Here is a 22,956-nt window from a genome sequence, read left to right as displayed (position 1 = left end):
GAAGGAGGAATAAGCATTGTTTTATCATTTTAAAGAATTGCAATTCGAGGCAAAACCAAGTAGGCCTGATCCCGTATTTGCTAGAAAATTACAAGAGGTACTTGGTGGACAGTATGGAGAAATTAGTGTAATGATGCAATATTTATTCCAGGGATTTAACAGTAGAGCAGAGCCTAAATATCGTGATTTGTTATTTGATATTGGAACAGAAGAAATTGGTCATGTAGAAATGTTAGCTACAATGATAGCTAGGTTATTAAACGATGCACCATTTGAGACGCAGCAGAATGCTTATGACACAGATCCTGCTCTAGCAGCTATATTAGGGGGTTCTAACCCACAACATGCGATTGTTAGTGGACTTGGAGCAATGCCAGCAGATAGCAATGGAAATCGATGGACTGCAAATTTCATCATTTCCAGCGGGAATTTATTAGCGGACTTTCGTGCTAACCTTACTGCGGAGTCACAAGGAAGATTACAAGTCACTCGCTTATATAATATGACCGATGATCCAGGTGTAAGAGATATGTTATCTTTTCTTATTGCAAGAGATACATATCATCAAAATCAGTGGTTTGCTGCGATAAGAGAGCTCGAAGAACGTGAGAATGATATCGTGGTTCCTTCAACTTTCCCTAGATCAAAAGAATTTCAAGAAGTATCATATACACTATTTAATTTCTCAGAAGGCGAAGAAAGTAAAAAAGGTAGGTGGGCACATGGCCCAAGTTTTGATGGAAGAGGAGAATATAAATATGTAAGTGAACCCGTTTTTTGGGGAAGTGCACCTAAATTACCACCAGCTCCTCCACTATATTACAATACACCCCCATCTAAAATGTAGAAAACCCCTACTTAAAATAAATTACATGTAATTAATAAACATCAAAGTTAATATTCACCAAACTTTGATGTTTATTAATACAATTTAGACTTACAAAAATAATTTCTCCCAAGTAACTTTTCCTGCTTTCCCATCAATGAGGATACTTTCCTTTTGTTGAAAAGATTTCACTGCATTATTTGTATTAGTACCAAAAATACCATCTAATCCTTTTGGATTCTCTCCCTTAATATAAAGCATCGCTTGAAGTATCCAGGTAATATTTCCTTTAGCGCCACTTGCTATTGTAACTGTAGCGGCTTTTGTTTTTTGCCCCCATATACCATCAACATTTAGTTTTGCATTGAATTGTTTATTTAATTCTATTTGATATCCTTTGATTGCTGCTTTAATTGTTAACGGACCTGATATACCGTCTATGGATAAACCTGTTTCATATTTAGTATTTAACCCAGACTGAATATCCTGAATAATATGCTTGTTATCCCGATAGTTTTGTAAATATTTCGTAGGATCTAAACAGTTATTCGTCCTATCTGAGGTCCAGCCATATGGAGGTTGAGTCTCAGCTTTTTTACGCACTTCATAGTGCAAATGAGAACCAGTTGTCTTTCCTGTATCCCCTTGTTCTCCTATTACTTGCCCTTTCTTTACATATTGACCACGCTGTACGGATACACTATCCAAATGAGCATATAATTGCCCTCGGTTATTTTTATCCTGAAGAAGTACTACATTTCCAAAACCGCCTAAACCAGTTCCAGTTCTACCCATACCAGCAAAAATAACTTCCCCATCTGTAAATGCTTGAATACTTGCTTTATGATACTTAACTAAGTCTATCCCTGTATGAAAAGTGAATCCGATTCCTGTCCACACATCTCTTCTATAACCAAACTTAGATGTTACTCTATAATCTCGAAATGGCATATAATATAACTCTCCTCCCTTTTCTACCATTTATATGAAAAAAGTGACTTGCCCGACAGGACTAGCCACCTAAATAAATTGTCTATTTTTTCCTCTTTTGTTAACATGATTTATCCGGTAAAGACATCTCCAGCCTATATTACCTTTAGAATTTCTTCAATTCTTCCTGCTAACATCAATATATAATAACAATTTTCCTCTTTCACTTAAATCAGCAGTAAACCCCATGGATAACCCCACTGTGCCAAATGCAGAAGAACGCTTTTAGCAAACACAAGCTTCATTTTCAACTCGTGCCTTTGATGTATTGCTTTTCTTTCAAATATTGAATAATCATTTGAACGGATTCTTCCAGCGTCTGATTTTCCGTATCTACTATAATTTCTGGATGAAGTGGTTCTTCATATGGAGCATCAATTCCAGTGAAATTGTTAATTTCACCCAAACGAACTTTTTTGTATAACCCTTTCGGATCCCTAACTTCACATATATCTAGACTACACTTCACGTAAATCTCAATGAATTCACCTTGTGCAAGAGTTGCTCTTACACGATCCCTGTCTTCCCGGTAAGGAGAGATAAATGCTGTCAAAGTAATCAATCCCGCATCAACCATCAATTTGGAAACCTCTCCTATACGACGAATATTTTCTGTCCGGTCTTCCGGACTGAAGCCAAGATTCTTATTTAACCCATGCCGGACATTATCCCCATCAAGACGATAGGTGTGTGTCCCAATTGAAAACAATTCACTCTCCAATGCCGAAGATAAGGTAGATTTACCTGATCCCGATAATCCAGTAAACCACAATACAGCACTTTTATGATTGTTCAAATTTTCTCTGTCTGCTTTCTTTACACTGGATTGATGCCATACGATATTAGTAGATTTATTCATGGTTTCCCTCCTAATACCACCAGTAAATGACAATGCTAACAGTCAAAACCATCACTATCAGACTGAGTGGTGTCCCTATTTTTAGATAGTCTATAAATCTATAGCCTCCAGGGCCATATACAATCATATTTGTTTGATAGCCGATTGGCGTAATAAAACTAGCTGAAGCTGCAATAGCAATTACTACTGCAAATCCCATTGGTTCAGCATGAAGGCTCCTTGCCATTTCCATCCCAACAGGGAACATCAAGACTGCTGCAGCACTATTCGTAATTATCTCTGTGAAAATATTTGTCAAAATATAAATCAATAGTAAGAGCAAAATCAGACCTGCTGATTTTCCCAACATCAACATGCCTTCCGCAATATACTCAGCCAAACCTGTTTTCGACATGGCCAATCCGATGCCAAATGAACTTGCAATCAATAGTAATACGTCAAAATGGATATATTTCTTTGCTTCCTCTGGAGTTATTACCTTGAACAGCAGCAACAGAACAACTGCCATGGTCATAGCTTTAAACATGGATAGCGCACCTAATGTCACGAGTGCTATCAATCCAAAAAACAGAAGGAGAGTAAACCACCCTTTTATAGGGTCTATTCTTAATGTCTCCGTAGTACCTGGAGAAGTTAAGATATAAAAGTCTTTGGAATGCTTATACTTCTCAACAAAATCCTTGTCAGCTAATAGTAGCAACGTATCTCCTGGTTTTAGGACAATGTCTCCTATTTTACTTTCAATTCGTTCATTTTCTCGATGAGCGGCTATCACACCTGCATCAAATCTTGAACGGAACTCTAATTGTTTAATCGTTTTTGATTGCAGCGATGACTGATGCGCTATAACTACTTCCACAATCTCAGTATTACCATTTTTCAGTTCACTAAGTTCCAGATTTGTACCTGTTCGTAATGTTAATCCTTTTATCATTTGCACATCTCTAAGAGTCTCAATTAGTCCGGTAAAGATTAATCGATCACCTGACTGGATGATTGTTGTCGGCCTTACAGGGGAAATTCGTTCATTTTCTCTGATGATTTCGATTAGGTACAAACCTTTTAAATCCCTTAATCCAGCAGATTTAATACTTTGATTGGCAAATGAAAAAGATTGATCCACAATTAATTCTGCCAAGTATTCTCTAGGATCATCATCAATTTGTTGCTGAAGACCTTTATTCTCCGGAAGAAACCTGTAGCCTATCGTAAAAATATATATAAGACCAACTATAGTTATCGGTATACCTACGATTGCTAGTTGAAATAAAGTAAAACCGCCATAACCATAATCGATTAGCATTCCGTGAACTACTAGATTGGTAGATGTTCCAAGGACTGTTATAGTTCCCCCTAGTATTGTTACGTAAGAAAGGGGGATCAAGAACTTCGAAGGTGCAATCCCCTTTTCTTCACACCAGCCTTTTACTATCGGCATAAAAGTGACGACGATTGGTGTATTATTCAGGAATCCTGAAAGAAGTGAAACAGGAATGAAAAAACGCACAACAGAACCGATCATTTTATCGCTTCCAGCCATCCATGATTTCATAAGGTCTTCAAGAATTCCACTTTTCCTTACTGCTCCTGCCATAACAAAAAGGAGACCAACAGTAATCATCCCTTCATTGGAAAATCCGCTCAAAGCTTCAGACGGATTAAGAATACCCGTTATCAGGAATATAGTAAGGACCGTAAAAACAACAATCGATGGACTTGCCATTTCAAAAAGCAAGGCTCCCAGCATGGCAATAACCATCAGGAGTACGAATATCATTTCTGCTGACACGGGAAACACCCTTTAATTTGTATTGTTCTTGCTCAATCCTTTCATAAGTACGGATGCAACTTCTGGTCTGGAAAATTCCTTAGGTAGCTGCTCTCCATTGCGAAGCTTCTCACGGACCTTGGTACCACTCAAATGGATATGGAATTCTTTTCCATGCGGACACGTTTTTTCAGTGCCCATATTCTCGCATTTGGCACAATAAAAAGCATGTTCAAATTTAAATATCTGGATACCTAGTTCTTCTTCATAATGGGAAATCAATTCCTGTGCTTCATACGTTCCATAGTAATCTCCTACACCAGCATGATCTCTACCGACAATAAAGTGCGTACATCCATAGTTCTTTCTAACAATCGCATGAAGAATTGCTTCCTTAGGTCCGGCATATCGCATAGCGGCTGGATAAATGACAAGTCTTGCACGGTTTTTTGGATAATAATTTTTTAGAATAACCTGATAGCTTTCCATACGTATTTCCGCAGAAATGTCATCTGATTTTGTTTCACCCACCAATGGATTCAACAACAATCCATCAACAGATTCTAAAGCACTTTTCTGAATATATTCATGGGCGCGATGAACTGGGTTACGTGTTTGGAAACCAACAATTGTTTTCCACCCTAAGTCAGCAAACATTTCCCTTGTTTCTTTCGGATCATAATAAAACTTTTCGAAATTACTATGACTCGGACGATTCAACATGAAAATCGGCCCAGCAAGGTACACATCTCCTTTTTCGTAAAGTTTTTTAACGCCAGGATGAGCAGTGTCTGTCGTACCATAAACGAGATTTGCTTCTTTTTCCTTGTCATAGGTATACTTTTCTTCCAACTCAAGCACACCATATAAAATATCGTCCTCTCCAAACAAAGCTATCGTCGTACCAATATCATAGGAGGTTGCTTTCTCTTTATTTACGGCCAATGTAATAGGAATGCTCCAGACTGTTCCGTCTTTCAAGTGTACATGTTCGATGACACTTCGATAATCCTCCTCTCCCATAAATCCAGTTAACGGGCTGAAACCACCATTGGCAATGAGCTCCAAATCTGATAAGCTCCATGCGTCTAGTTTTAATGTGGGCAATGATTTTGATTTATGTAGATACGATTCCTTTTTCTCACTGGTTATTACCCTATTGATGAGCTTGCCACCATGAGGCAGGATGTTTACCCGTTCTTTCTTTTTTACAGATTTCATATTCAAAACCTCCATCAAGTTATTGATTTGGATTTGCCGATAGATAATCCCTAAGTTCGATTATCATGGCGCCCATCTTTTGATTTGCGGGCTGAACCACACGCCCGATACCATATTGATTCAATTGATTGGCGGTCACTTTACCAACGGCTACAGCAGTTACATGATTATTAAATGCTTCTGCTAATAATTCTGTATCAATAGCCGTTCGGAATAAATTCTTGACCTGGGTTTTACTCGTGAAAATTACGGCATCTAGATTTTGCTCAACTATATTTAACTCCAATTTGTCTATGGTTTCTTTATCTGGATTTCTGTAACGATATGGCTTTGACATATATACATTACAGCCGATACTTTCTAGTTTTTCTTTCAATACCAAATCGTCCTCAGTATATGTCTGAAGAAAAACTTTATTGCTCTCTCTTCCTATTAACGGCGTCAAGGAATTTAGCAGATTTTCCATTGTTCCATCTTTTGAAACAACTTTTGCATTCAAGGAATGCTTTTTAAGCCATTTCTCAGTTTTACTTCCACGTATTGCCAACGGTATACTACTTAGCTTTCTGATAAATTCGGGGAAACGATTGACACGCCATGAAGCTTCTTCCAATGTTGAAGCTCCTATTCCGGTAGTAAGCACAACGAAATCAAAAGCGTTGGCAATTAATTCCTCCACATCTCGTTCACTCGTTTCATCATTTAAAACCTGTTCTCCTTGAATGGAAAACACAACAGGTGTGCCATTAATCTTTTTAACAAGTGTTGAGATTTCATTCGATCTTCGGCTCGCTGCAATGCCAATTCTTTTAGAATCATTATCCATCATTCTGATTCACTCTTTCGATCATTTTTCCATTTTTATTCAACGACTCAATAAAACTTCTCTGTCTCTCTCTGTCTAAAAATTCTTCTGACAAAATCTCTTTTAACAACAACTTCTGTTGGTATCTATCTAAAAATGATTCCTTAATAAGCTGACGGCACACAGATAAAAAATCGACATAATCTCCGTAGTCTTCATTATATAAACATTCAAGCTCTTTTTTCATTTTGACAGCAAATTGCGGACTCGCTCCGTTCGTTGATACACTGATAGAGAGATCTCCTCGTCTAAAAAAAGATGGAAATGCGACATTTCCCTTTTCTACATCTGCGGCAGCGTTGATTAGTGATTCTTCTGGTGCCCAGTTGATTACATTGTAATTAACAATTGGATCATTCGTTGCGACAATAATAAGAAAGGCACCTTTAAGATCCGTGGATTCTATATACTTTTCTTTCCAAAGCAATTGTCCTTTTGTCCACAGATATACAATATCTTCCACTGCTTTCGGACTAATTACTGTTACTACAGCATCATTTTTCAAAAGTGTTTTTGCTCTTCGTAGGGCTACTTTGCCTCCTCCAACTATCACCACATGCCTGTCATATAAATCAATCATCATTGGAGTGAAAGCCATCATCTAACCTCCCTTGTAGAGTTATAAATTTTGTTTGAGTGAATTGCTTCCTGAACCCGGTCTTTCAATGCTTCGACCATAATCGGATGTTTAGATAACTCACTACACAGAATGAAATCCTTACCCTGCTTTTCCATCACGTTGATTTCTCTTTCCATCGACTGAAGCAGTACTCCTGTAAACCATAGATAAGGAACGACAAAAACACGTGAGTAATTTTCCTCCAATGAGGACCTTAATCCATGTTCAAAGGAAGGACTGCAAGCAGCCAAATAACATACATCGACATGGAGGTTCATTTTCAGCTGTAAATTCGATGCAATTTGCTCAATATCTTTTTGTGTTTGGGGACTACGGCTACCTCGGCCTACAAGCAGGATTTTTGATCCTTCATCTGGCTGGATATTAGTTTCTTCAATTCGTTCTACCAAAACATTCGTCAAGCGATTTTGTACGCCAAGTGGCTCCCCATAGATGAATTGTATGAGTGGATATTTATTTTTAAGTTGTTTGATTTCTTCTGGAATATCCTGATAGTAATGCCCCGCTCGCAACAGGAGAACAGGTACAATAGCAATCTTCGTAGCTCCTTGTTTGATCAAATTATCTACCCCTTGCCCGACGTCTGGTTTGGAAATCTCTAGAAAACAAATTTCCTGCAATGGGATATCAATCTGTTTTTTCACTTCGTTGATAAAAGCAATTGCACCTGCTGTTGCTTCGGGTATACGACTGCCATGACTGACATAAAGTACTCCTTGCACAACTGCACCTCCCAACTAACCAATCACCACTTCTGGATTGAAATCATGTTCAGTGGTTTCCTCTTCAAACCATTGAATCTGTTCCCTTAGCCGCACTACATCTCCAATAATTATCATGGAAGGATTTTTTAAGCTGTCTGCAGCATGAACGATATTTTCCAACGTCCCTGTCACGGTTTGCTGCATTACTGTCGTTCCCCAATGGATCACTGCAATCGGAGTTGTAGAATGACGGCCATAGCGTATTAAACGTTCACAAATCTCAGGCAAGCTTTTTACTCCCATGTAAATACAAAGGGTATCCGAACTCTTCGCGAGATGTTCCCAATATTTTTCATGATCCTCACCAGTTTTACTAACACCCGAAACAAAAGATACGGAGGAACTGTAATCCCGATGCGTTAAAGGTATTCCTGCATAGGTAGGTGCTGCGGAACCAGAAGTTATTCCAGGAACGATTTCAAAAATGAATCCATTTTCTTTTAGAATCATCGCCTCCTCTCCACCTCTTCCAAAAATAAACGGATCGCCGCCTTTCAGTCTTGTAACAATTTTATCCTCTTTCGCATATCTGCAGAGTAATTTGTTTATATTGTCCTGTGAAAGTGAATGGTGTTCCGGACTTTTACCGCAATAAATCAATTCGGCTTTTTCCGAAGCATAGCCTAATAACTCCTCATTCACTAATCGATCATATAAAATAATGTCAGATTGCTGAATCGCTTTTAAGCCTTTAAGCGTAATCAGTTCCGGATCACCAGGACCGGCTCCCACCAAATAAACCTTTCCCATTCTTTCACTTCCCTTCCCGAATCGTTATCAACTACGTCCGTGCTTCCTTACTTGCATGAAAATCCAAACCGGATTTAACTTCTTCCACATACCCCGCACGAATCACAAAATCACCAAAGTGCTCATCTTTCTGTTTGTCTTTAGCAAAGTCTAAAAATATAGGACGCAAGGTTTCCAAAATCTCCTCTTCGCCGATATTTTCCTTGTAAAGCTTGTTGAGTCGACTTCCATTAAAGCTACCACCAAGATACATATTGTATTTTCCAGGAGCTTTGCCAATAAAGGCGATTTCTGCCAATGCAGGACGTGAGCAACCATTCGGACAACCTGACATGCGGATGACTATTTCTTCTTCTTTAAGACCTGACTCGTCAAGTATGACCTCGATTTTGTCCAAAAGTTCCGGCAAATATCTTTCCGATTCCGCCATGGCAAGCCCGCATGTTGGGAAGGCAACACATGCCATTGAATTTCTTCTGAGCCCGGAATAAGTCTTTCCCTCAGTAAGTTTGAATTTTTCTACCAGATCATTGACTTGTTTCTTGTTGCTACTGGATACATTTGCAATTATCAGGTTCTGATTCGGAGTCAGACGGAAATCACCTTTATGGACCTTTGCAATTTCTCGCAAACCTGTCATTAGTGGATAGTTCTCAAAATCCTTTATCCGACCATTCTGAATGAATAAGGTTAGATGCCAATAGTCTTTTCCTTTTATCCATCCATAACTATCACCATTAGCTTCAAATTCATAGAATCGTTTATCTTCCAAATCCCAGCCTAACCTTTCATTCAATTCTTCTACAAACCAGTTAATTCCTCTGGCATCTATCGTATACTTGAAACGGGCATTCTTTCTGTTCGAACGGTTACCGAAATCCCTTTGAATCGTTACTACTTTTTCAGCTACCTCTGTAACTTTCTCAGGCAGACAAAAACCAATTACCCGAGATATTTGTGGGTAGGTATTTGTATCACCATGTGTCATTCCCATTCCACCGCCAACAGCAATATTAAAACCTAACAATTTTCCTTCCTCCACGATTGCTATAAATCCCAAATCTTGAGAATAGATGTCGATATCATTCGATGGAGGAACCGCAATACCAATCTTGAATTTCCTTGGAAGGTAAGTAGATCCATAGATCGGTTCATTTTCCTCACGGCTGTCTACAATCTTTTTGTCATCTAGCCAGATCTCATGATAAGCATTTGTCTCCGGCAGCAAGTGATCACTGATTTTTTTCGACCATTCATATACCTCAGCATGTACATCAGACTGTTCGGGATTAACATTGCACATGACATTCCTATTAATATCCCCGCAGGCTGCAATTGTGGTCATCAAAGCCTGGTTCATTCCCTGCATAGTCTTTTTCAGATCCCATTTCAAAATACCGTGTAGTTGAAATGTCTGTCTGGTTGTTAATCTCATCGATCCGTTAGCATATTTATGAGCTAAGTCATCCATCACCAGCCATTGTTCCGGCGTCGTAACACCTCCTGGAGTGCGGACTCGAATCATAAATTGGTAAGCAGGCTCTAGTTTTTTCCGACGTCTTTCATCTCGTAAATCCCTATCATCCTGTTGATAACTTCCGTGAAACTTTAATAGTTTATTATCATCATCAGAAATCGCTCCAGTAATTCGGTCTTCCAATCCTTCTGCAATTGTACCCCGCAAAAAGTTACTTCTTTCCTTTATGTCCTCCACTTCATCCAATGGATCATTATCTTTTGAAATATTAGACTTCGTCACTCTTTCAGCCCCTTTTTCGTATGCTTATTTCAATAAACGTCGCGTTGATACCGTTTCTGTTTTCGCATATCAGTCAAATACGCTTCCGCTTCCTCAATACTGAAGCAGCCCTCCTTCTGAATAATTGTTGAAAGTGTTTGGTGTACATCATGTGCCATATGCTTTTCGTCACCGCATACATAGATATTTGCTCCATCTTGCAACCATTGATAGAGTTCCTTGCTATGCTCCAACATTCGATGTTGCACGTAAACCTTATCAGCACTGTCTCGTGAGAAGGCCACATCCATCTTGGTCAGTACTCCGTGTTTCAGCCAGTTTTGCCATTCCACCTGATAGAGAAAGTCAGTGGCAAAATGCTGATCTCCATAGAACAGCCAGGTTCTGCCTTTAACTCCTGTTTCTTCACGCTCTTCCAGAAAGGATCTGTAAGGCGCGACTCCTGTACCAGGTCCAATCATAATTACAGGTGTGTCAACATCATTAGGAAACTTAAAGTTTGGATTGTGGTGGATGTAAATCGGCAATAGATCTCCAGGCTTTACCCTTTCCGCACACTGGCCAGAACAAACACCAGCCTGTTCCTGCCTTTGACCTGTATAAATGGCTTTTGCGACAGTGATATGTACTTCATCCGGATTCGCCTTAAAACTGCTGGAAATAGAATACAGTCTTGCCGGCATTTTTCTGAGAATTTGAATAAATTCTTCTGGTGTCATATCTACTGGCGGGTAATCCGTAATCAAATCGATGACATCCCTCCCTTGTATATAGGCTTTCTGTTCTTCAACTTTTTCCGGAGCCATAAGTTCTTTTAAGTTATCATTATTAAAAAACTGTGCGGCTTTATCCAATAATGGTTTTGTGATTCTTGATATCTCAAAATTGGACAACAATGCTTCTCGTAACGATCGTCTTTCCCCATGCTTATTGATCGAAACACTTTCTTCAGGTTCGAAATTCAAACTAGTGATAAGCTGTTCCACCATTTCAGGATTATTTTTAGGATAAATACCAAGACTATCACCTAGCTCAAATTCAAGGTTTGCATCCTCAATAGATAACTCCATATGGTAGGTCTCTTTATTCGATCCTTCACCATTAAGATTCAAATTTTCCAATACTTCCGCATGGTATGGATTGGTTCTTGAATAAACGGGGCTTTCCGTAACAATACCAGCGGATTGCACGTTCAGAACTGTGTCATGGGTGGGTTTTGCTTTAGACAGTTCATGAAGAATGCCGTCCACCCATTCAGCTGTGGGTTCATCAAAATCCACATCACAATCAACTCTCGGATAGAGCCTATCCCCTCCCAGCTCTTCCAAACGCTTATCAAATTCTTTTCCAGTCTGGCAAAAGAATTCATACGACTGGTCGCCAAGGGAGAGAACAGAAAACCTAACATCTTTCAGCTTTGGCGCCTTTCTGCCATGTAGAAATTCATGGAAAGATATTGCATTTTCAGGAGGTTCTCCTTCACCATGTGTTGCTGTAATGATGAAGAGATCTTGCACTTTCTTGAGGTCTTTTGGTTTAAAGTCATCCATAGAAGAAATAGTGACTTTAAATTCTCTTGATTCTATTTTTTTGCCCAAGTCCTTTGCAATGGTCTGACCATTGCCAGTCTCCGACCCGTAAAGTATGGTTACATCCCTTAATTTTGTTTCTTTGACTGACTTAAGTAATTCTTCATGGTCTGAAATCAAATTGATTGGTTGGGCCTCGGTATTACTATCAGCTAACTGTGTAGCTGACAGATAACCACTTAACCAAATACGCTGACTTTCCGTTAACGTCGGTAATAGCTTATTAAGATAATCAGATTGTTCTTTATTAAACGGACTGTTTGTTTCCTGTAGCAGCAAAATATTTCACCTCACATTATAGATACATCAAGTAAATACTACTTTTATAAGTTTGCGGACCAATTTACTAGGAATTAATTAAACAATCAATCCCTCTAGATACAATAGAGGGTTTTTAGTAATTAATCAGAGGTATGAAGACCACATTCCGTCTTTTGAATGCCCGCCCATCTTCCAGCACGTGAATGATCGGAATCACTCACTTGTGAAGTACAAGGAATGCATCCAATACTTGGGTAGCCATTATCATGCAATTCATTGTAAGGCAAGTCGTTGTCTTTAATATAGTCCCATATCTCATCCCACGTCCAATGAATCAAGGGACAGACTTTAATTGATTTAAATCGTTCATCTTTGTTGACAAAATCTGTCTTGCTTCTTGATACCGACTGTTCTCTCCGAAGTCCAGAAATCCAAGCAGGTGCACCACTTAATGCATCTTCCAACGGCTTAATTTTTCGAATATAACAGCATTGGTCAGGCTGACGTTTCCATAAGGCTGAACCATACTCTGCCGCCTGCTCATCCAAGGATAAATCGGGCTTTTTGATATGAATGTTCAGTGCTGGGTATTTAACTTCCATATCTCTTATCAAGTCATATGTTTCCTGAAAATGAAGATCAGTATCTAGAAAAACAATATCAGCATTCTTTTGTGTCTTCGATATAAGATCAATCAGAACAATTCCTTCTGCCCCAAAGCTACAAGCATATACGATATTAGTTCCGTACTCTTTATAGGCCCATTGCAGAATTTTCGAAGCACCCTTTGTCTCATCATCAGGAACCCAGTCTTTATAAGGGTCTTTAACAAAATTACTATAGGTAACTGAATAGCCACCCATTTAACATCCCTCCCAGACGTTATAATACATTCAGCTTATTCCCGTTTTCTTAGTATTTTTTAGAGAAAATTATTCATAGTAATACAATATGAATTGTAAGCATTTTACCGCTAAAAACCAACGAAGTCAACAGTAAATTTAAAAAAGTTTGATAATTAGCACTAAATAACTGTATAGACTACGTTACCCACATTTCAAAAATGCTATTTATGGATATTAATTAACAAACGTTCCTTTTTCCAATATTAATGGTTACAGACTGGATAGGTGTTAGCCAAGTTGTTATATCGAGTTGGATAATAATAATTCATTTCTATTACTAAACTGTTATAAACTTGTTAAATTGTATAGTAGACGAACTATATTTTAATGAGAATGATGAAAAAAGCCACTCTTAATCTTCGAGTGACTCACCAAAATTATATTTAAGTATAATATCTTCTGCGTATCCTCTGTCAATCTCTTTTTCTTTCCAAGACAATCATAAGTTATATGCATCATTGTTCTTACTTCACCTACCATTACTCCGTCTTTTGGTTCTAATTCTCTTCTACATGTACCGCACCAATAATAACCTAGTAAAGTAGCCACAAGCACCTCAAACTCTAGAAATACTAGATGAAAGAACCAATGGTTGGATTAAAGTAGATACTTAGTTGGGTGAAAAATGGATTGCTCCTAATGGAGTAGAAGTTGAACTCAGCTTTGCAACTAGAATATACAATGAAGCAGATCTTTTAAAAAGTACTTCTGCTTTTATAGAACAACAGACTATAACAGTATATGAACAAAAAGACAATGGTTGGTGGAGAGTTGATACATGGCTAGGAGAAAGATGGATTGCACCTAACGGTATCAAAGAAAATTTAAGTAAGACTGTAAAAATTTATAACGAACCTAATTTCACAAAATCAACCGGAGCCTCTATTAAGCCGCAAGAAATCACTGTAATCGCAAAAAGAGAGAGTGGTTGGTGGTTAGTAAAAACTTGGTTAGGGAATAAGTGGATAGCACCTTACAGACAAAATCTAACTTTAGATAAACAATATAAATTATATGACGAGCCCTCTTTCAATTCTAAATGACCGGCATCTATTGGAGCTCAAACTGTAAAGTTTTTTAATGTAACGTCTGATGGATGGTATCAAATTGAAACATGGCTTGGCAAAAAATGGATTAGTCTAAAAGACAATCAGTCAAAATTTATAGTACCGGTAAACGGTGGTTATACCGTAACCAGTACTTATGGACCTAGGGGAAGTGGTTTTCATTATGGGATTGACCTTGCAGCTAGAGGAAATGGTGGCCAAATAGTTTCATCAGCTTCTGGAAAAGTCACAAGAGCTGATTATAGCTCCAGTTATGGATACGTGGTTTATGTAGAACATAATATTATTAATAAAAAATACACTACTGTTTATGCACATATGAGAAGTAATTTACAAGTACGCGTCGGACAAACTGTCCCACAAGGGCAGTTATTAGGTTACATGGGCAATACAGGTAATTCTACCGGACAACACTTACATTTTGAAATACATGAAGGCTCTTGGCAATCACGTAATGGAATTGATCCAGAACTATTTATAAACTTTTAGATTAAAGAAGCCACTCTAAGTGGGTGGCCTTTTTTATTTTTTGTATGAAATAAAAATCCCCCAGATAGGGGACTTAATTTTGAGTCGCATAGTCATCCTTAATAGTAAGTGAGAGTACAAATCCTGATAAGTTAGAAATAAATGCTGTTCCATATAATATAACAGAATATACGTTATTAAATTTAATACCTATATATATTGCGAAAATACCCAGCAAAAGATAGCTTACTACGTAATAAAATCTAAACTTTTTCCTCTTTGATAAAATGGCAATAATTATAATTGTCAAAAGCATTATAGATAAAGTAATTAACTCCATTGAATCACTCCTTTATAGTGCAATAATAACTGGACCTTAGTGATTGTACAATGTATATTGAACACTCTTAACCTGCTTTTTACACTATTTTAAAATAAAGAAATAAAAATTCCCTTAGCTGTTTTTTGAGGGCTAATGTATCATAAATCAAATTTAAAGGTCTTTTGTAAAATCTCTCACCATTTAATTCACCCTGTATTTATATCAGGTTATATTTTAACTTTAAAATAGTATCAGTTCTATTTAAAAAGACACCTCATTATGAGATGCCTTAATAAATTATTCTTTATTTAATTTCGTAATCTTGACTTCCTATTTCATCACCCATGATTCCTTGAGTAGCAACCAATGTTACTGGTGTTTCTAAATCATCTAGTTCATAAGCTATAGAATTTTCTACTGTACCGTTCTCTTTAATAGTTGCTAACTGTGTGTCAGAATGAGCTTGATCAGGTAACATACCGACGCCTAATTCATTTACTGCATTAGGATCATTGTCTTGTATAGCAGTAAACATTGCCATCCAAGCAGTGGTAGGATCTAGCTCTTTGTCAGAAAGATTGGTTACTTCATACCAGATAGCGAACACTGGTTTCTCTCCATATTCATTTCCTGGTTCGCCTACATCTATTACTTTAGTATCTTTGATTTGGATTTTTAAATCTTCAATTTTAGCTTCATTGTCTTTAAAATATACTTCGGTATTTTCTTCCCCCGCTTCTTCTTTGTCGTTGGTAGAACTTTCTTCTGTAGTCTCATTACTTGTATCACTTGCTTCTGCTGTAGCATCTTCACTATCACTAGAATCACCGCAAGCAGCTAAGATAAGTAACAATCCGGCAATTAAAGTAAACAAATATTTTTTCATGTATAAAACCTCCTTGTATGTTAATTCTTTTATCGGTTAGTTATAAACAAAGTTTAATAGTTTTTTTCAAAAAATACATATCAATATAAATTAAAAAAACATCTCCCTTTGAGAACTTTTGAGATGTCTATTCCCGAATATTCTTTGAATACTTAATCAATGACCACGATTATATAATAAACTCACTTATATACAATTTAAACTATTTATGGTAATAGTTCTAAATGGCAAAAAAGTATGGGCATTAAATAATCCCTTGCTTTTTTACTATCTCCATCCTAAAACTTCCACAGCGGCTTGGAAGATTGCATTTCTCCACCTCATACTCTGTCTTTTACTTCATCTGACAGAGCGTTATACTCAGTCCTTTCCATTACTTTGACTACTTTTGTTGTCATTGCGTTTTCGTTGTGATGTCTTAATGTCATCATTAACTCCGAAGTTATCGTTGATAAGCAGGTATTCAGTGCATCTGGATCTGACTTCGACAATTGCTCTCTTATTATTTCTTCTCCTTTTCAGATAGCATTTATATCCACCAATAAACATAGTACAAATGAATTTAGATACTTTTGATAAGGAAATTCTTTTATTTAATTGTCTACTTTTGGTCATAAAGCTTTAAAAAATTATCTGTTTCTTTCTTTGTTTCGCTTACTTCATACTCAGAGGCCCTTAAAAAACTTACGCAGGTTTGCCTTATTATATTTTTCACCTAATAACGCTTCATTCAATCTTTCTTCCGGTAAAAACATAAGTATTCTATATATCAATTATTTTTGTGCCATGAAACTTTCTCCTGTTTATCTTGTATTTCACTTGCACATATTATCGAAGAATATAGCTAGCGGTATGGAAGCAGATCCTAAAAGTAAATATGCAGCTGTAATTTGATTTTTTGTTCTTTTCTCTTTGAAGATGCCTCTATTAAAATCAAAGCTGAAGCTAATAGAAGAGAAGCAATTATCTCCACATTATTCACCTACCTTATATCAATTATATCCAACTTCCAGCTATACAGCCTGAAACAGTGACCGCATTAAATACTAATACACCAGCTGCACATGCAAGACCACAAACAGATGATATAAGAGAAGTTGCTACACCTGTAATGCCCATACATGTTAGAAAGGCATTCCAATCCACTCCAGCAGGTTGAATAGCTCCCTCTTGATTTTTTTGGTAATTTTCAGCGGTGGTGAATTCCTCATTTGTAACTCCGTGTTCTTGAACTTCACCATTAAGTAATAGTTCAACTTAAATGTGTTTTTTCAGATTTTCAAACATAAAGCTCTGAATAATGTAAGATTTCCCCATTACTTTCAAAATAAACTGAGATGTTACTAATTTCATTTTAGTTTTTCCCATCAGAGGTGGGTACAGTTAAGGTTTTGATATCAGAGTCTTTTTATATGTGAAAGCTTATAACGTATAAACTAATTTCCTAATACTTAATTATCTCATACATAGTTTTTTTAGTAATATAGTATTTTTCATGTAATAGATAAGTAATATACAAATAACCCCCTGCCTCTGGTAATTTACCAAAAGCAGGATTTTTATTTTAATTTATCTTACCCGTAATCTCTGACCAGGCCGAATAATATCACCAGTCAATCCATTAAGGCTTCTGATTGCGCTAACCGTTGTATTATACTGCTGTGCAATTCCCCAAAGCGTTTCACCGGATTGAACTGTATGATAAACAGCCCCGACACTGCTAACAATTAAAACTTGCCCCGGATAAATAGTGTCGTCAGTTAATCCGTTTAAGTCTTTTAATTGTTGCACAGTCATATTGTGGGCTTGGGCAATGCTCCAAAGAGTATCTCCTGATTGTACCGTATAGGTGCTACCTCCACCAGATTTTCTTCTTAACCCTAACGCTTGTGCAATACCATTGGCATGACCTAGCGCAATACGATTAAGATAAGCATCTGATTTCAACTTATTTGCATCAGCTACTGTGTCAATGAATCCATTCTCTGTTAATACAGCAGGCATATTTGATTCACGTAATACATGGAAGTTAGCACGCTTTTTACCCCGATTTCTAAAATCCACTTGTCTCATAATTTCTGCATGAACTCTATCACGGTAAGTCACTGTGTTATTGGAAACACTGCCATTGTAAATATAATCCTCGTAACCAGTTCCACCACCAGCATTAATATGAATACTCACAAAGTAATCAGCGCCCCAACTATTCGCATCATTTGTACGTTGTGCAAGACTCCGAGTCGTGTCGCTTGTCCTACTCATACGAATGCTATGCCCTTCATAATCACGATTAAGAATGTCTCTAGTTTTAAGTGCAATTGTTAAATTAACATTCTTTTCTTGCAGTCCGTTTCCTACTGCACCCGGGTCTGTTCCACCATGTCCTGGATCTAAATAAATTTTACTCATTATAAATTCCTCCTTAATATTTTGTATTAAAAAAGTGGCTTGCCCGTTTGGACTAGCCACCTATTTAATAAGGCTATTTCGTTGTAATACTTCTTTTTGACTCTTACCTCTAGCAGTTACATAGTTATTTTTGAACCATGCCCATGTAGCAGCTACAGCAGTAATAATCATTGCTATTACTTCTCCCCATAGTTGTTCTGTCCCAGTATAGGGTTTAATCCAAATATCACCAAGAACTGGTTAACCAATGCAATAACTAATACTATGGTGCGTGTTAGTGTCGCTTTATCCATGCTTTTCACCTTCTTCAAGTCTTAAAATTTAGCAAAAAATAAAGCAATAGCTCCGCTGATAATTCCTGTTATCACTGCGGTAACAATTGTTTTGTAATCATCCGTCTTGTCCAATTTAACCCCCCTAACAATCCAACACCAAAACTTACAATATAAATAACCCAGTGCAGCTGCCTCCACACGGGATAGGGGAGTCGTAGCTCCCCCTATTTTATTTAATTAATATTTCGATTTGACAATCTTCACATACAAATCTCGGTACCCTCTCTTTATGAAGTCTATTGGCAATTCCCACAATTTCATTATTGACAAAAGTGAAACCGTATTCATTTCCAGATACATACTCTTCTAGAGCTTACGAAAGAGGAATAGAATTTCAACCTTTGCCTAAATAAAGATTCAAAATGGCATATAACAAAAAGTCATATTTAATTAGACGAGGGGAAATTCTAAGTAGTTTTTAATACTGCACTTGCGGCACAAGAACTAATAGGAAAGAAGTTACTAGTAGAATGCTAAGAGGAAAAGGTATCCCTGCTCCGGAAAATGTTGAATTTATAAATAAAGAATTTAATAGAGCGTGGGATGGGCAAAATCTATTTTACTTGTTGTCATTAAACCATATGATGGCATGAAAGGTAGAGATGTATACGTCAAATTAAGTGATTACAATGAATTTGTTCATTGTTTCAATCAAGTTGGTTGCAAACACAAAGAAGTTTTATCCGTCACCATCATTCTATTCGATCTATCCAGTAATCTTCCTGTAGAAAAGATGGTAATTTCATGCCAAAATCAAGTTTGTTTAATGCCTTTACTTGCATATTAAAGTGAGCAAAATTGAAACCTTTACCTATACATTCCCTACGACACACTCATGCAGTTTTACAATTAGAAGCTGGGGCAGATATGAAATATATTCAAGAAAGACTGGGGCATGGTAGCATTCAAATAACGTCTGATGTATATTCCTACATTTCAAGTAAACTAGAAACAAAAAATACCTCCCAATTTGAAAAATACATGGAAGGTATTTTAAAATAAATTTTTTCGTGGGTGTTTCGGGGTGCCAATATAAATCATAAAAGCACACCCACCAAACCACTACCTTAAAAACTCTATTCTATCAAGCTTAATAGTTTGATAGATATTGTTCACGTTCCCAAGGGTGTACAGTTGTACGGAACATATCCCATTCAATTTCTTTCGCTTCAATAAAGTGCTCGAATAAGTGTTCACCAAGAGAAGCTACTAATACTTCATCTTGTTTCAAGTTATCCATTGCATCTTTCAATGTTGCTGGAAGGTCTTGAACACCGTTAGCTTCGCGTTCAGCTTTATCCATAACATAGATGTTACGGTCTACAGATTCTGGAGCTTCTAAACCTTGTTCAATACCATCTAATCCTGATGCAAGTAGTACTGCTAGAGCCATGTACGGGTTAGCAGATGGATCTACACTACGTACTTCAACACGTGTACTTAATCCACGAGAACTTGGAATACGTATTAAAGGACTACGGTTAGAACCAGACCAAGCAACATAACAAGGTGCTTCATATCCAGGTACTAGACGTTTATACGAATTTACAGTTGGGTTAGTTACTGCTGTAAAGTTAGTCGCGTGCTTAATAATACCAGCGATAAATTGATATGCAGTCTTGCTTAATTCTAGCTCACCGCTAGTGTCATAGAATGCATTCTCTTTCCCGTTAAACAAGGACATATTCACATGCATACCAGATCCATTTACACCGAATAATGGTTTCGGCATGAATGTAGCATGTAAGTTATGCTTTCTAGCAATTGTTTTAACTACTAGTTTGAAAGTTTGAATATCGTCTGCATGTTTTACTGCATCCGAGTATTTAAAGTCAATTTCATGCTGCCCTGGAGCAACTTCGTGATGAGAAGCTTCAATTTCAAAGCCCATTTCTTCTAATTCTAACACAATATCACGACGGCAATTTTCACCTAAATCTGTTGGTGCAAGGTCGAAATAACCACCGTGGTCATTCAATTCAAGAGTTGGTTCGCCTTTTTCATCTAATTTAAATAAGAAGAACTCTGGTTCCGTTCCAATGTTGAATGCATCAAATCCTAACTCTTCCATTTTCTTTAGATTGCGCTTCAAGTTATAGCGTGGGCAACCTTCAAATGGAGTACCATCCGGATTATATATATCACAAATGAATCGTGCTACTTTACCTTTTTCAGAAGTCCATGGAAATACTACAAAAGTATCTAAATCTGGGTATAATAACATATCAGATTCTTCAATACGTACAAAACCTTCAATACTAGAACCATCAAACGTCATTTTATTATCTAAAGCTTTATCTAATTGACTATAAGGAATTTCCACGTTTTTAATTGTTCCTAGCATATCTGTAAATTGTAATCGGATAAACTTAACATTTTCCTCTTGTATTTGCTTAATAACTTCTTCTTTCGTAAATGACTTACCCATTCGTTCTCCTCCTATAATTTAATTTGATTTTTATGATCAGAAAAAATCCCACTACGTTCTTTGTATGTAGTAATCATTTTTCTAACTTACTACTGATATTGGCTCGTAAAGAAACGAGCAAGTTCCCCTTGTCGAATACTAGTTTTCCCCATTCTTCCAGCTTCGTTCAACTCATTTCTTAAAATAGTTCGAAGTTCCCTGTCAGATATGTTGGAGTCATTTTTTTTAGATGTCTCAACAACTTTTTGTCCTTCAGCCAATAATAGCTTTATCCCAGCCATATTTAAGCCTTTATCAAGTAAATCCTTGATTTCTAGTAAACGGTCAACATCATTGAATGAAAACAAACGCTGGTTACCTTTGGTACGTTCTGGTGCTATCAATTCATTTTCTTCATAGTATCGTATTTGTCTTGCAGTTAACTCTGTAAGTTTGATAACAATACCAATGGAAAACAAGGGCATGGAACGCCGATCTTTATCATTCAAAAGATGACCCCCTTTTCATTTATAATGCTATTATATTCAACGTTAGCTTATATGTCAAACAAATGTTAGCATTTCTAACATGAAATTATCTATCCATTTAAATTTTCCCTAATTTTACGAAACTAAACCCTTATCTTTTAATGTTTTTATTGCTTCTAATAACGCAATTTTAACATGAGTATAGGTTAGACCACCTTGTACATAAGCTGTATAAGGAGCTCTAATTGGCCCGTCAGCAGAAAGTTCTATGCTTGAACCTTGTATAAATGTACCAGCAGCCATGATGACTTGATCTTCATAACCCGGCATATCACTTGGATATGGTTTTACATAGGAATTAATCGGAGAATTTTCCTGTATAGATTGACAGAAAGCGATCATCTGATCTGCTTCATCAAATGTAACTGTTTGGATTAGATCTGTCCTTTTATCTAAATACGACGGTGATGTCTGAAATCCTGCTAACTCTAAAAATCTAGCAGTTAAAATTGCTCCTTTCAACGCTTCTCCAACAATATGAGGAGCCAAGAAAAATCCCTGATACATCTCTTGCAACATCCCTAATGACGCTCCCGTTTCTTTACCAAGTCCTGGGGCAGTTAAACGATTAGCGCATAGGTGGATTAATTCCTTATTTCCAGCAATATACCCCCCAGCACGAACCAGACCACCTCCTGGATTTTTAATGAGCGACCCTGCCATTAAATCTGCTCCTATATGAAGTGGTTCATTCGTTTCCGTAAATTCCCCATAACAATTATCGACAAATACAGTAACAGACGGGTCTATTTCCTTTACAAATTGAATCATTTCACCAATCTGATCTATAGTAAAAGATGGACGCTGATCATATCCTTTCGATCGTTGAATGGCAATTACTTTTGTATTGCTTGTCCAGCTGTCTTTCACTTGCTTGTAATTCACAGTCCCATCAGGAAGTAAAGAAATTTCACGATATCCTATATTAAAGTCATATAAAGATCCTTCTTGTTTTCCTGGCTTTCCTATTACTTCTTCCATTGTGTCGTATGGCTTACCAGTAATATAAACCAGTTCATCCCCTGGTCGAAGCACACCGAATAAAGCTGTCGTAATAGCATGAGTGCCGGAAACTAATTGAGGGCGAACGAGCGCGTCTTCACCACCAAAAACTTCCGCATATACTGCCTCCAAAGAATCTCTGCCAATATCATCGTATCCATACCCCGTCGTTCCTTGGAGATGGGTATCACTGATGCGATGATGACGAAATGCATTAAGCACACGCTTTTGGTTGATTTCTACATTTTTTTGTATATCTTTATGCTGTAATGTACAATCTTGTTCTGCTTGTTCCATAAGTAACTCCATCATGAT

23 protein-coding genes and 2 pseudogenes are annotated in these 22,956 nt (G+C 37.1%); 6 read left to right on the top strand and 19 right to left on the bottom strand.

All coding sequences use genetic code 11. The features are described from left to right. Positions 1 to 16 precede the first annotated feature (16 nt). Positions 17 to 847 carry a manganese catalase gene (locus C794_RS08880; RefSeq protein WP_017796781.1) on the top strand — a complete coding sequence of 277 codons (831 nt, stop codon included), beginning with the start codon at positions 17 to 19 and terminating at the stop codon, positions 845 to 847. Positions 848 to 937: 90 nt separating this feature from the next. On the opposite strand, the gene C794_RS21240 is transcribed toward C794_RS08880, so the two are convergent. The 12 genes from C794_RS21240 to C794_RS20420 all read right to left on the bottom strand — a co-directional run bounded on the left by C794_RS21240 (position 938) and on the right by C794_RS20420 (position 13,746). Continuing rightward, positions 938 to 1,777, bottom strand: coding sequence for a peptidoglycan DD-metalloendopeptidase family protein (locus C794_RS21240; protein WP_017796780.1), 840 nt, complete (start codon positions 1,775 to 1,777; stop codon positions 938 to 940). A gap of 286 nt (positions 1,778 to 2,063) precedes the next feature. After that, a complete protein-coding gene (cysC, locus tag C794_RS08870; protein WP_017796779.1) occupies positions 2,064 to 2,675 on the bottom strand; it encodes an adenylyl-sulfate kinase in 612 nt (203 codons plus the stop codon). 10 nt (positions 2,676 to 2,685) lie between these two features. Then, positions 2,686 to 4,464 (bottom strand): SLC13 family permease, encoded by a 1,779-nt coding sequence (locus C794_RS08865; RefSeq protein ID WP_017796778.1) that lies wholly within the window; start codon positions 4,462 to 4,464, stop codon positions 2,686 to 2,688. A 12-nt stretch (positions 4,465 to 4,476) separates the two neighbouring features. Then, the gene (sat, locus tag C794_RS08860) at positions 4,477 to 5,664 is read right to left on the bottom strand and encodes a sulfate adenylyltransferase (protein WP_017796777.1); all 1,188 of its coding nucleotides are present in this window, start codon (positions 5,662 to 5,664) and stop codon (positions 4,477 to 4,479) included. A gap of 19 nt (positions 5,665 to 5,683) precedes the next feature. Then, positions 5,684 to 6,493, bottom strand: a complete 810-nt coding sequence (locus C794_RS08855) for a uroporphyrinogen-III synthase (RefSeq protein ID WP_017796776.1) — start codon at positions 6,491 to 6,493, stop codon at positions 5,684 to 5,686. After that, entirely contained in the window at positions 6,483 to 7,127 is a 645-nt protein-coding gene (locus C794_RS08850; protein ID WP_017796775.1) for an NAD(P)-binding protein, read from the bottom strand. The genes C794_RS08855 and C794_RS08850 overlap by 11 nt, the downstream gene beginning before the upstream one ends. Next, positions 7,127 to 7,891: a sirohydrochlorin chelatase gene (locus C794_RS08845; RefSeq protein WP_017796774.1), complete on the bottom strand. Its 765-nt coding sequence runs from the start codon at positions 7,889 to 7,891 to the stop codon at positions 7,127 to 7,129. Before C794_RS08845 ends, C794_RS08850 begins: the two co-directional genes overlap by 1 nt. 15 nt (positions 7,892 to 7,906) lie before the next feature. Then, positions 7,907 to 8,683 (bottom strand): uroporphyrinogen-III C-methyltransferase, encoded by a 777-nt coding sequence (cobA, locus tag C794_RS08840; RefSeq protein WP_017796773.1) that lies wholly within the window; start codon positions 8,681 to 8,683, stop codon positions 7,907 to 7,909. Positions 8,684 to 8,714: 31 nt separating this feature from the next. Next, a complete protein-coding gene (cysI, locus tag C794_RS08835; RefSeq protein WP_017796772.1) occupies positions 8,715 to 10,442 on the bottom strand; it encodes an assimilatory sulfite reductase (NADPH) hemoprotein subunit in 1,728 nt (575 codons plus the stop codon). 29 nt (positions 10,443 to 10,471) lie between these two features. Continuing rightward, entirely contained in the window at positions 10,472 to 12,310 is a 1,839-nt protein-coding gene (locus tag C794_RS08830; RefSeq protein WP_017796771.1) for an assimilatory sulfite reductase (NADPH) flavoprotein subunit, read from the bottom strand. Between the two features lie 122 nt (positions 12,311 to 12,432). Further along, a complete protein-coding gene (locus tag C794_RS08825) occupies positions 12,433 to 13,155 on the bottom strand; it encodes a phosphoadenylyl-sulfate reductase (RefSeq protein ID WP_017796770.1) in 723 nt (240 codons plus the stop codon). A gap of 366 nt (positions 13,156 to 13,521) precedes the next feature. Beyond that, positions 13,522 to 13,746 carry a hypothetical protein gene (locus C794_RS20420; protein ID WP_230199324.1) on the bottom strand — a complete coding sequence of 75 codons (225 nt, stop codon included), beginning with the start codon at positions 13,744 to 13,746 and terminating at the stop codon, positions 13,522 to 13,524. A 65-nt stretch (positions 13,747 to 13,811) separates the two neighbouring features. Between C794_RS20420 and C794_RS08820 the strand changes: the two genes are divergently transcribed. Both C794_RS08820 and C794_RS21285 read left to right on the top strand, forming a co-directional pair. After that, the gene (locus tag C794_RS08820; protein ID WP_017796769.1) at positions 13,812 to 14,240 is read left to right on the top strand and encodes a hypothetical protein; all 429 of its coding nucleotides are present in this window, start codon (positions 13,812 to 13,814) and stop codon (positions 14,238 to 14,240) included. A 9-nt stretch (positions 14,241 to 14,249) separates the two neighbouring features. Next, positions 14,250 to 14,753: a M23 family metallopeptidase gene (locus C794_RS21285; protein ID WP_083900524.1), complete on the top strand. Its 504-nt coding sequence runs from the start codon at positions 14,250 to 14,252 to the stop codon at positions 14,751 to 14,753. A 605-nt stretch (positions 14,754 to 15,358) separates the two neighbouring features. On the opposite strand, the gene C794_RS08805 is transcribed toward C794_RS21285, so the two are convergent. Continuing rightward, a complete protein-coding gene (locus C794_RS08805) occupies positions 15,359 to 15,940 on the bottom strand; it encodes a DUF5067 domain-containing protein (protein ID WP_017796766.1) in 582 nt (193 codons plus the stop codon). Between the two features lie 320 nt (positions 15,941 to 16,260). Next, positions 16,261 to 16,431 carry a hypothetical protein gene (locus C794_RS20690; RefSeq protein ID WP_154648744.1) on the bottom strand — a complete coding sequence of 57 codons (171 nt, stop codon included), beginning with the start codon at positions 16,429 to 16,431 and terminating at the stop codon, positions 16,261 to 16,263. Positions 16,432 to 16,970: 539 nt separating this feature from the next. Between C794_RS20690 and C794_RS21180 the strand changes: the two genes are divergently transcribed. Continuing rightward, the gene (locus C794_RS21180; RefSeq protein WP_268258096.1) at positions 16,971 to 17,099 is read left to right on the top strand and encodes a hypothetical protein; all 129 of its coding nucleotides are present in this window, start codon (positions 16,971 to 16,973) and stop codon (positions 17,097 to 17,099) included. Between the two features lie 410 nt (positions 17,100 to 17,509). On the opposite strand, the gene C794_RS08800 is transcribed toward C794_RS21180, so the two are convergent. Both C794_RS08800 and C794_RS19800 read right to left on the bottom strand, forming a co-directional pair. Beyond that, positions 17,510 to 18,349: an N-acetylmuramoyl-L-alanine amidase gene (locus C794_RS08800; protein ID WP_017796765.1), complete on the bottom strand. Its 840-nt coding sequence runs from the start codon at positions 18,347 to 18,349 to the stop codon at positions 17,510 to 17,512. 60 nt (positions 18,350 to 18,409) lie between these two features. Next, positions 18,410 to 18,651 (bottom strand): annotated as a pseudogene (locus tag C794_RS19800) (phage holin). A 571-nt stretch (positions 18,652 to 19,222) separates the two neighbouring features. Between C794_RS19800 and C794_RS20680 the strand changes: the two are divergent. Beyond that, positions 19,223 to 19,471 carry a hypothetical protein gene (locus C794_RS20680; protein WP_139136361.1) on the top strand — a complete coding sequence of 83 codons (249 nt, stop codon included), beginning with the start codon at positions 19,223 to 19,225 and terminating at the stop codon, positions 19,469 to 19,471. Continuing rightward, positions 19,408 to 19,686, top strand: a pseudogene (locus C794_RS08775) (tyrosine-type recombinase/integrase); the annotation flags it as partial. The gene C794_RS20680 and the pseudogene C794_RS08775, both read left to right, overlap by 64 nt. Positions 19,687 to 19,774: 88 nt before the next feature. Here C794_RS08775 and glnA read toward each other — a convergent pair. From glnA to C794_RS08760, 3 genes are all read right to left on the bottom strand, one after another. After that, positions 19,775 to 21,112: a type I glutamate--ammonia ligase gene (glnA, locus tag C794_RS08770; protein WP_017796761.1), complete on the bottom strand. Its 1,338-nt coding sequence runs from the start codon at positions 21,110 to 21,112 to the stop codon at positions 19,775 to 19,777. Positions 21,113 to 21,201: 89 nt separating this feature from the next. After that, the gene (locus C794_RS08765; RefSeq protein ID WP_039819771.1) at positions 21,202 to 21,576 is read right to left on the bottom strand and encodes a MerR family transcriptional regulator; all 375 of its coding nucleotides are present in this window, start codon (positions 21,574 to 21,576) and stop codon (positions 21,202 to 21,204) included. Between the two features lie 138 nt (positions 21,577 to 21,714). Continuing rightward, the gene (locus C794_RS08760) at positions 21,715 to 22,953 is read right to left on the bottom strand and encodes a methionine gamma-lyase family protein (protein WP_017796759.1); all 1,239 of its coding nucleotides are present in this window, start codon (positions 22,951 to 22,953) and stop codon (positions 21,715 to 21,717) included. Positions 22,954 to 22,956: the final 3 nt, after the last annotated feature.

This window comes from Oceanobacillus kimchii X50, from assembly GCF_000340475.1.
Classification (GTDB): domain Bacteria; phylum Bacillota; class Bacilli; order Bacillales; family Amphibacillaceae; genus Oceanobacillus; species Oceanobacillus kimchii.
The sequence above is the reverse complement of the archived record's forward strand: the minus strand, read 5'-3'. Positions and strand labels throughout refer to the sequence as shown.

Bases quoted from the DNA above. Each gene is read 5' to 3' on its own strand.
- sat (WP_017796777.1), bottom strand. From the start codon at position 5,664: ATGAAATCTGTAAAAAAGAAAGAACGGGTAAACATCCTGCCTCATGGT.
- C794_RS08855 (WP_017796776.1), bottom strand. From the start codon at position 6,493: ATGATGGATAATGATTCTAAAAGAATTGGCATTGCAGCGAGCCGAAGA.
- C794_RS08760 (WP_017796759.1), bottom strand. From the start codon at position 22,953: ATGATGGAGTTACTTATGGAACAAGCAGAACAAGATTGTACATTACAG.
- C794_RS08800 (WP_017796765.1), bottom strand. From the start codon at position 18,349: ATGAGTAAAATTTATTTAGATCCAGGACATGGTGGAACAGACCCGGGT.
- cobA (WP_017796773.1), bottom strand. From the start codon at position 8,683: ATGGGAAAGGTTTATTTGGTGGGAGCCGGTCCTGGTGATCCGGAACTG.
- C794_RS08825 (WP_017796770.1), bottom strand. From the start codon at position 13,155: ATGGGTGGCTATTCAGTTACCTATAGTAATTTTGTTAAAGACCCTTAT.
- glnA (WP_017796761.1), bottom strand. From the start codon at position 21,112: ATGGGTAAGTCATTTACGAAAGAAGAAGTTATTAAGCAAATACAAGAG.
- cysC (WP_017796779.1), bottom strand. From the start codon at position 2,675: ATGAATAAATCTACTAATATCGTATGGCATCAATCCAGTGTAAAGAAA.
- C794_RS08765 (WP_039819771.1), bottom strand. From the start codon at position 21,576: ATGCCCTTGTTTTCCATTGGTATTGTTATCAAACTTACAGAGTTAACT.
- C794_RS21240 (WP_017796780.1), bottom strand. From the start codon at position 1,777: ATGCCATTTCGAGATTATAGAGTAACATCTAAGTTTGGTTATAGAAGA.
- C794_RS08850 (WP_017796775.1), bottom strand. From the start codon at position 7,127: ATGGCTTTCACTCCAATGATGATTGATTTATATGACAGGCATGTGGTG.
- C794_RS08805 (WP_017796766.1), bottom strand. From the start codon at position 15,940: ATGAAAAAATATTTGTTTACTTTAATTGCCGGATTGTTACTTATCTTA.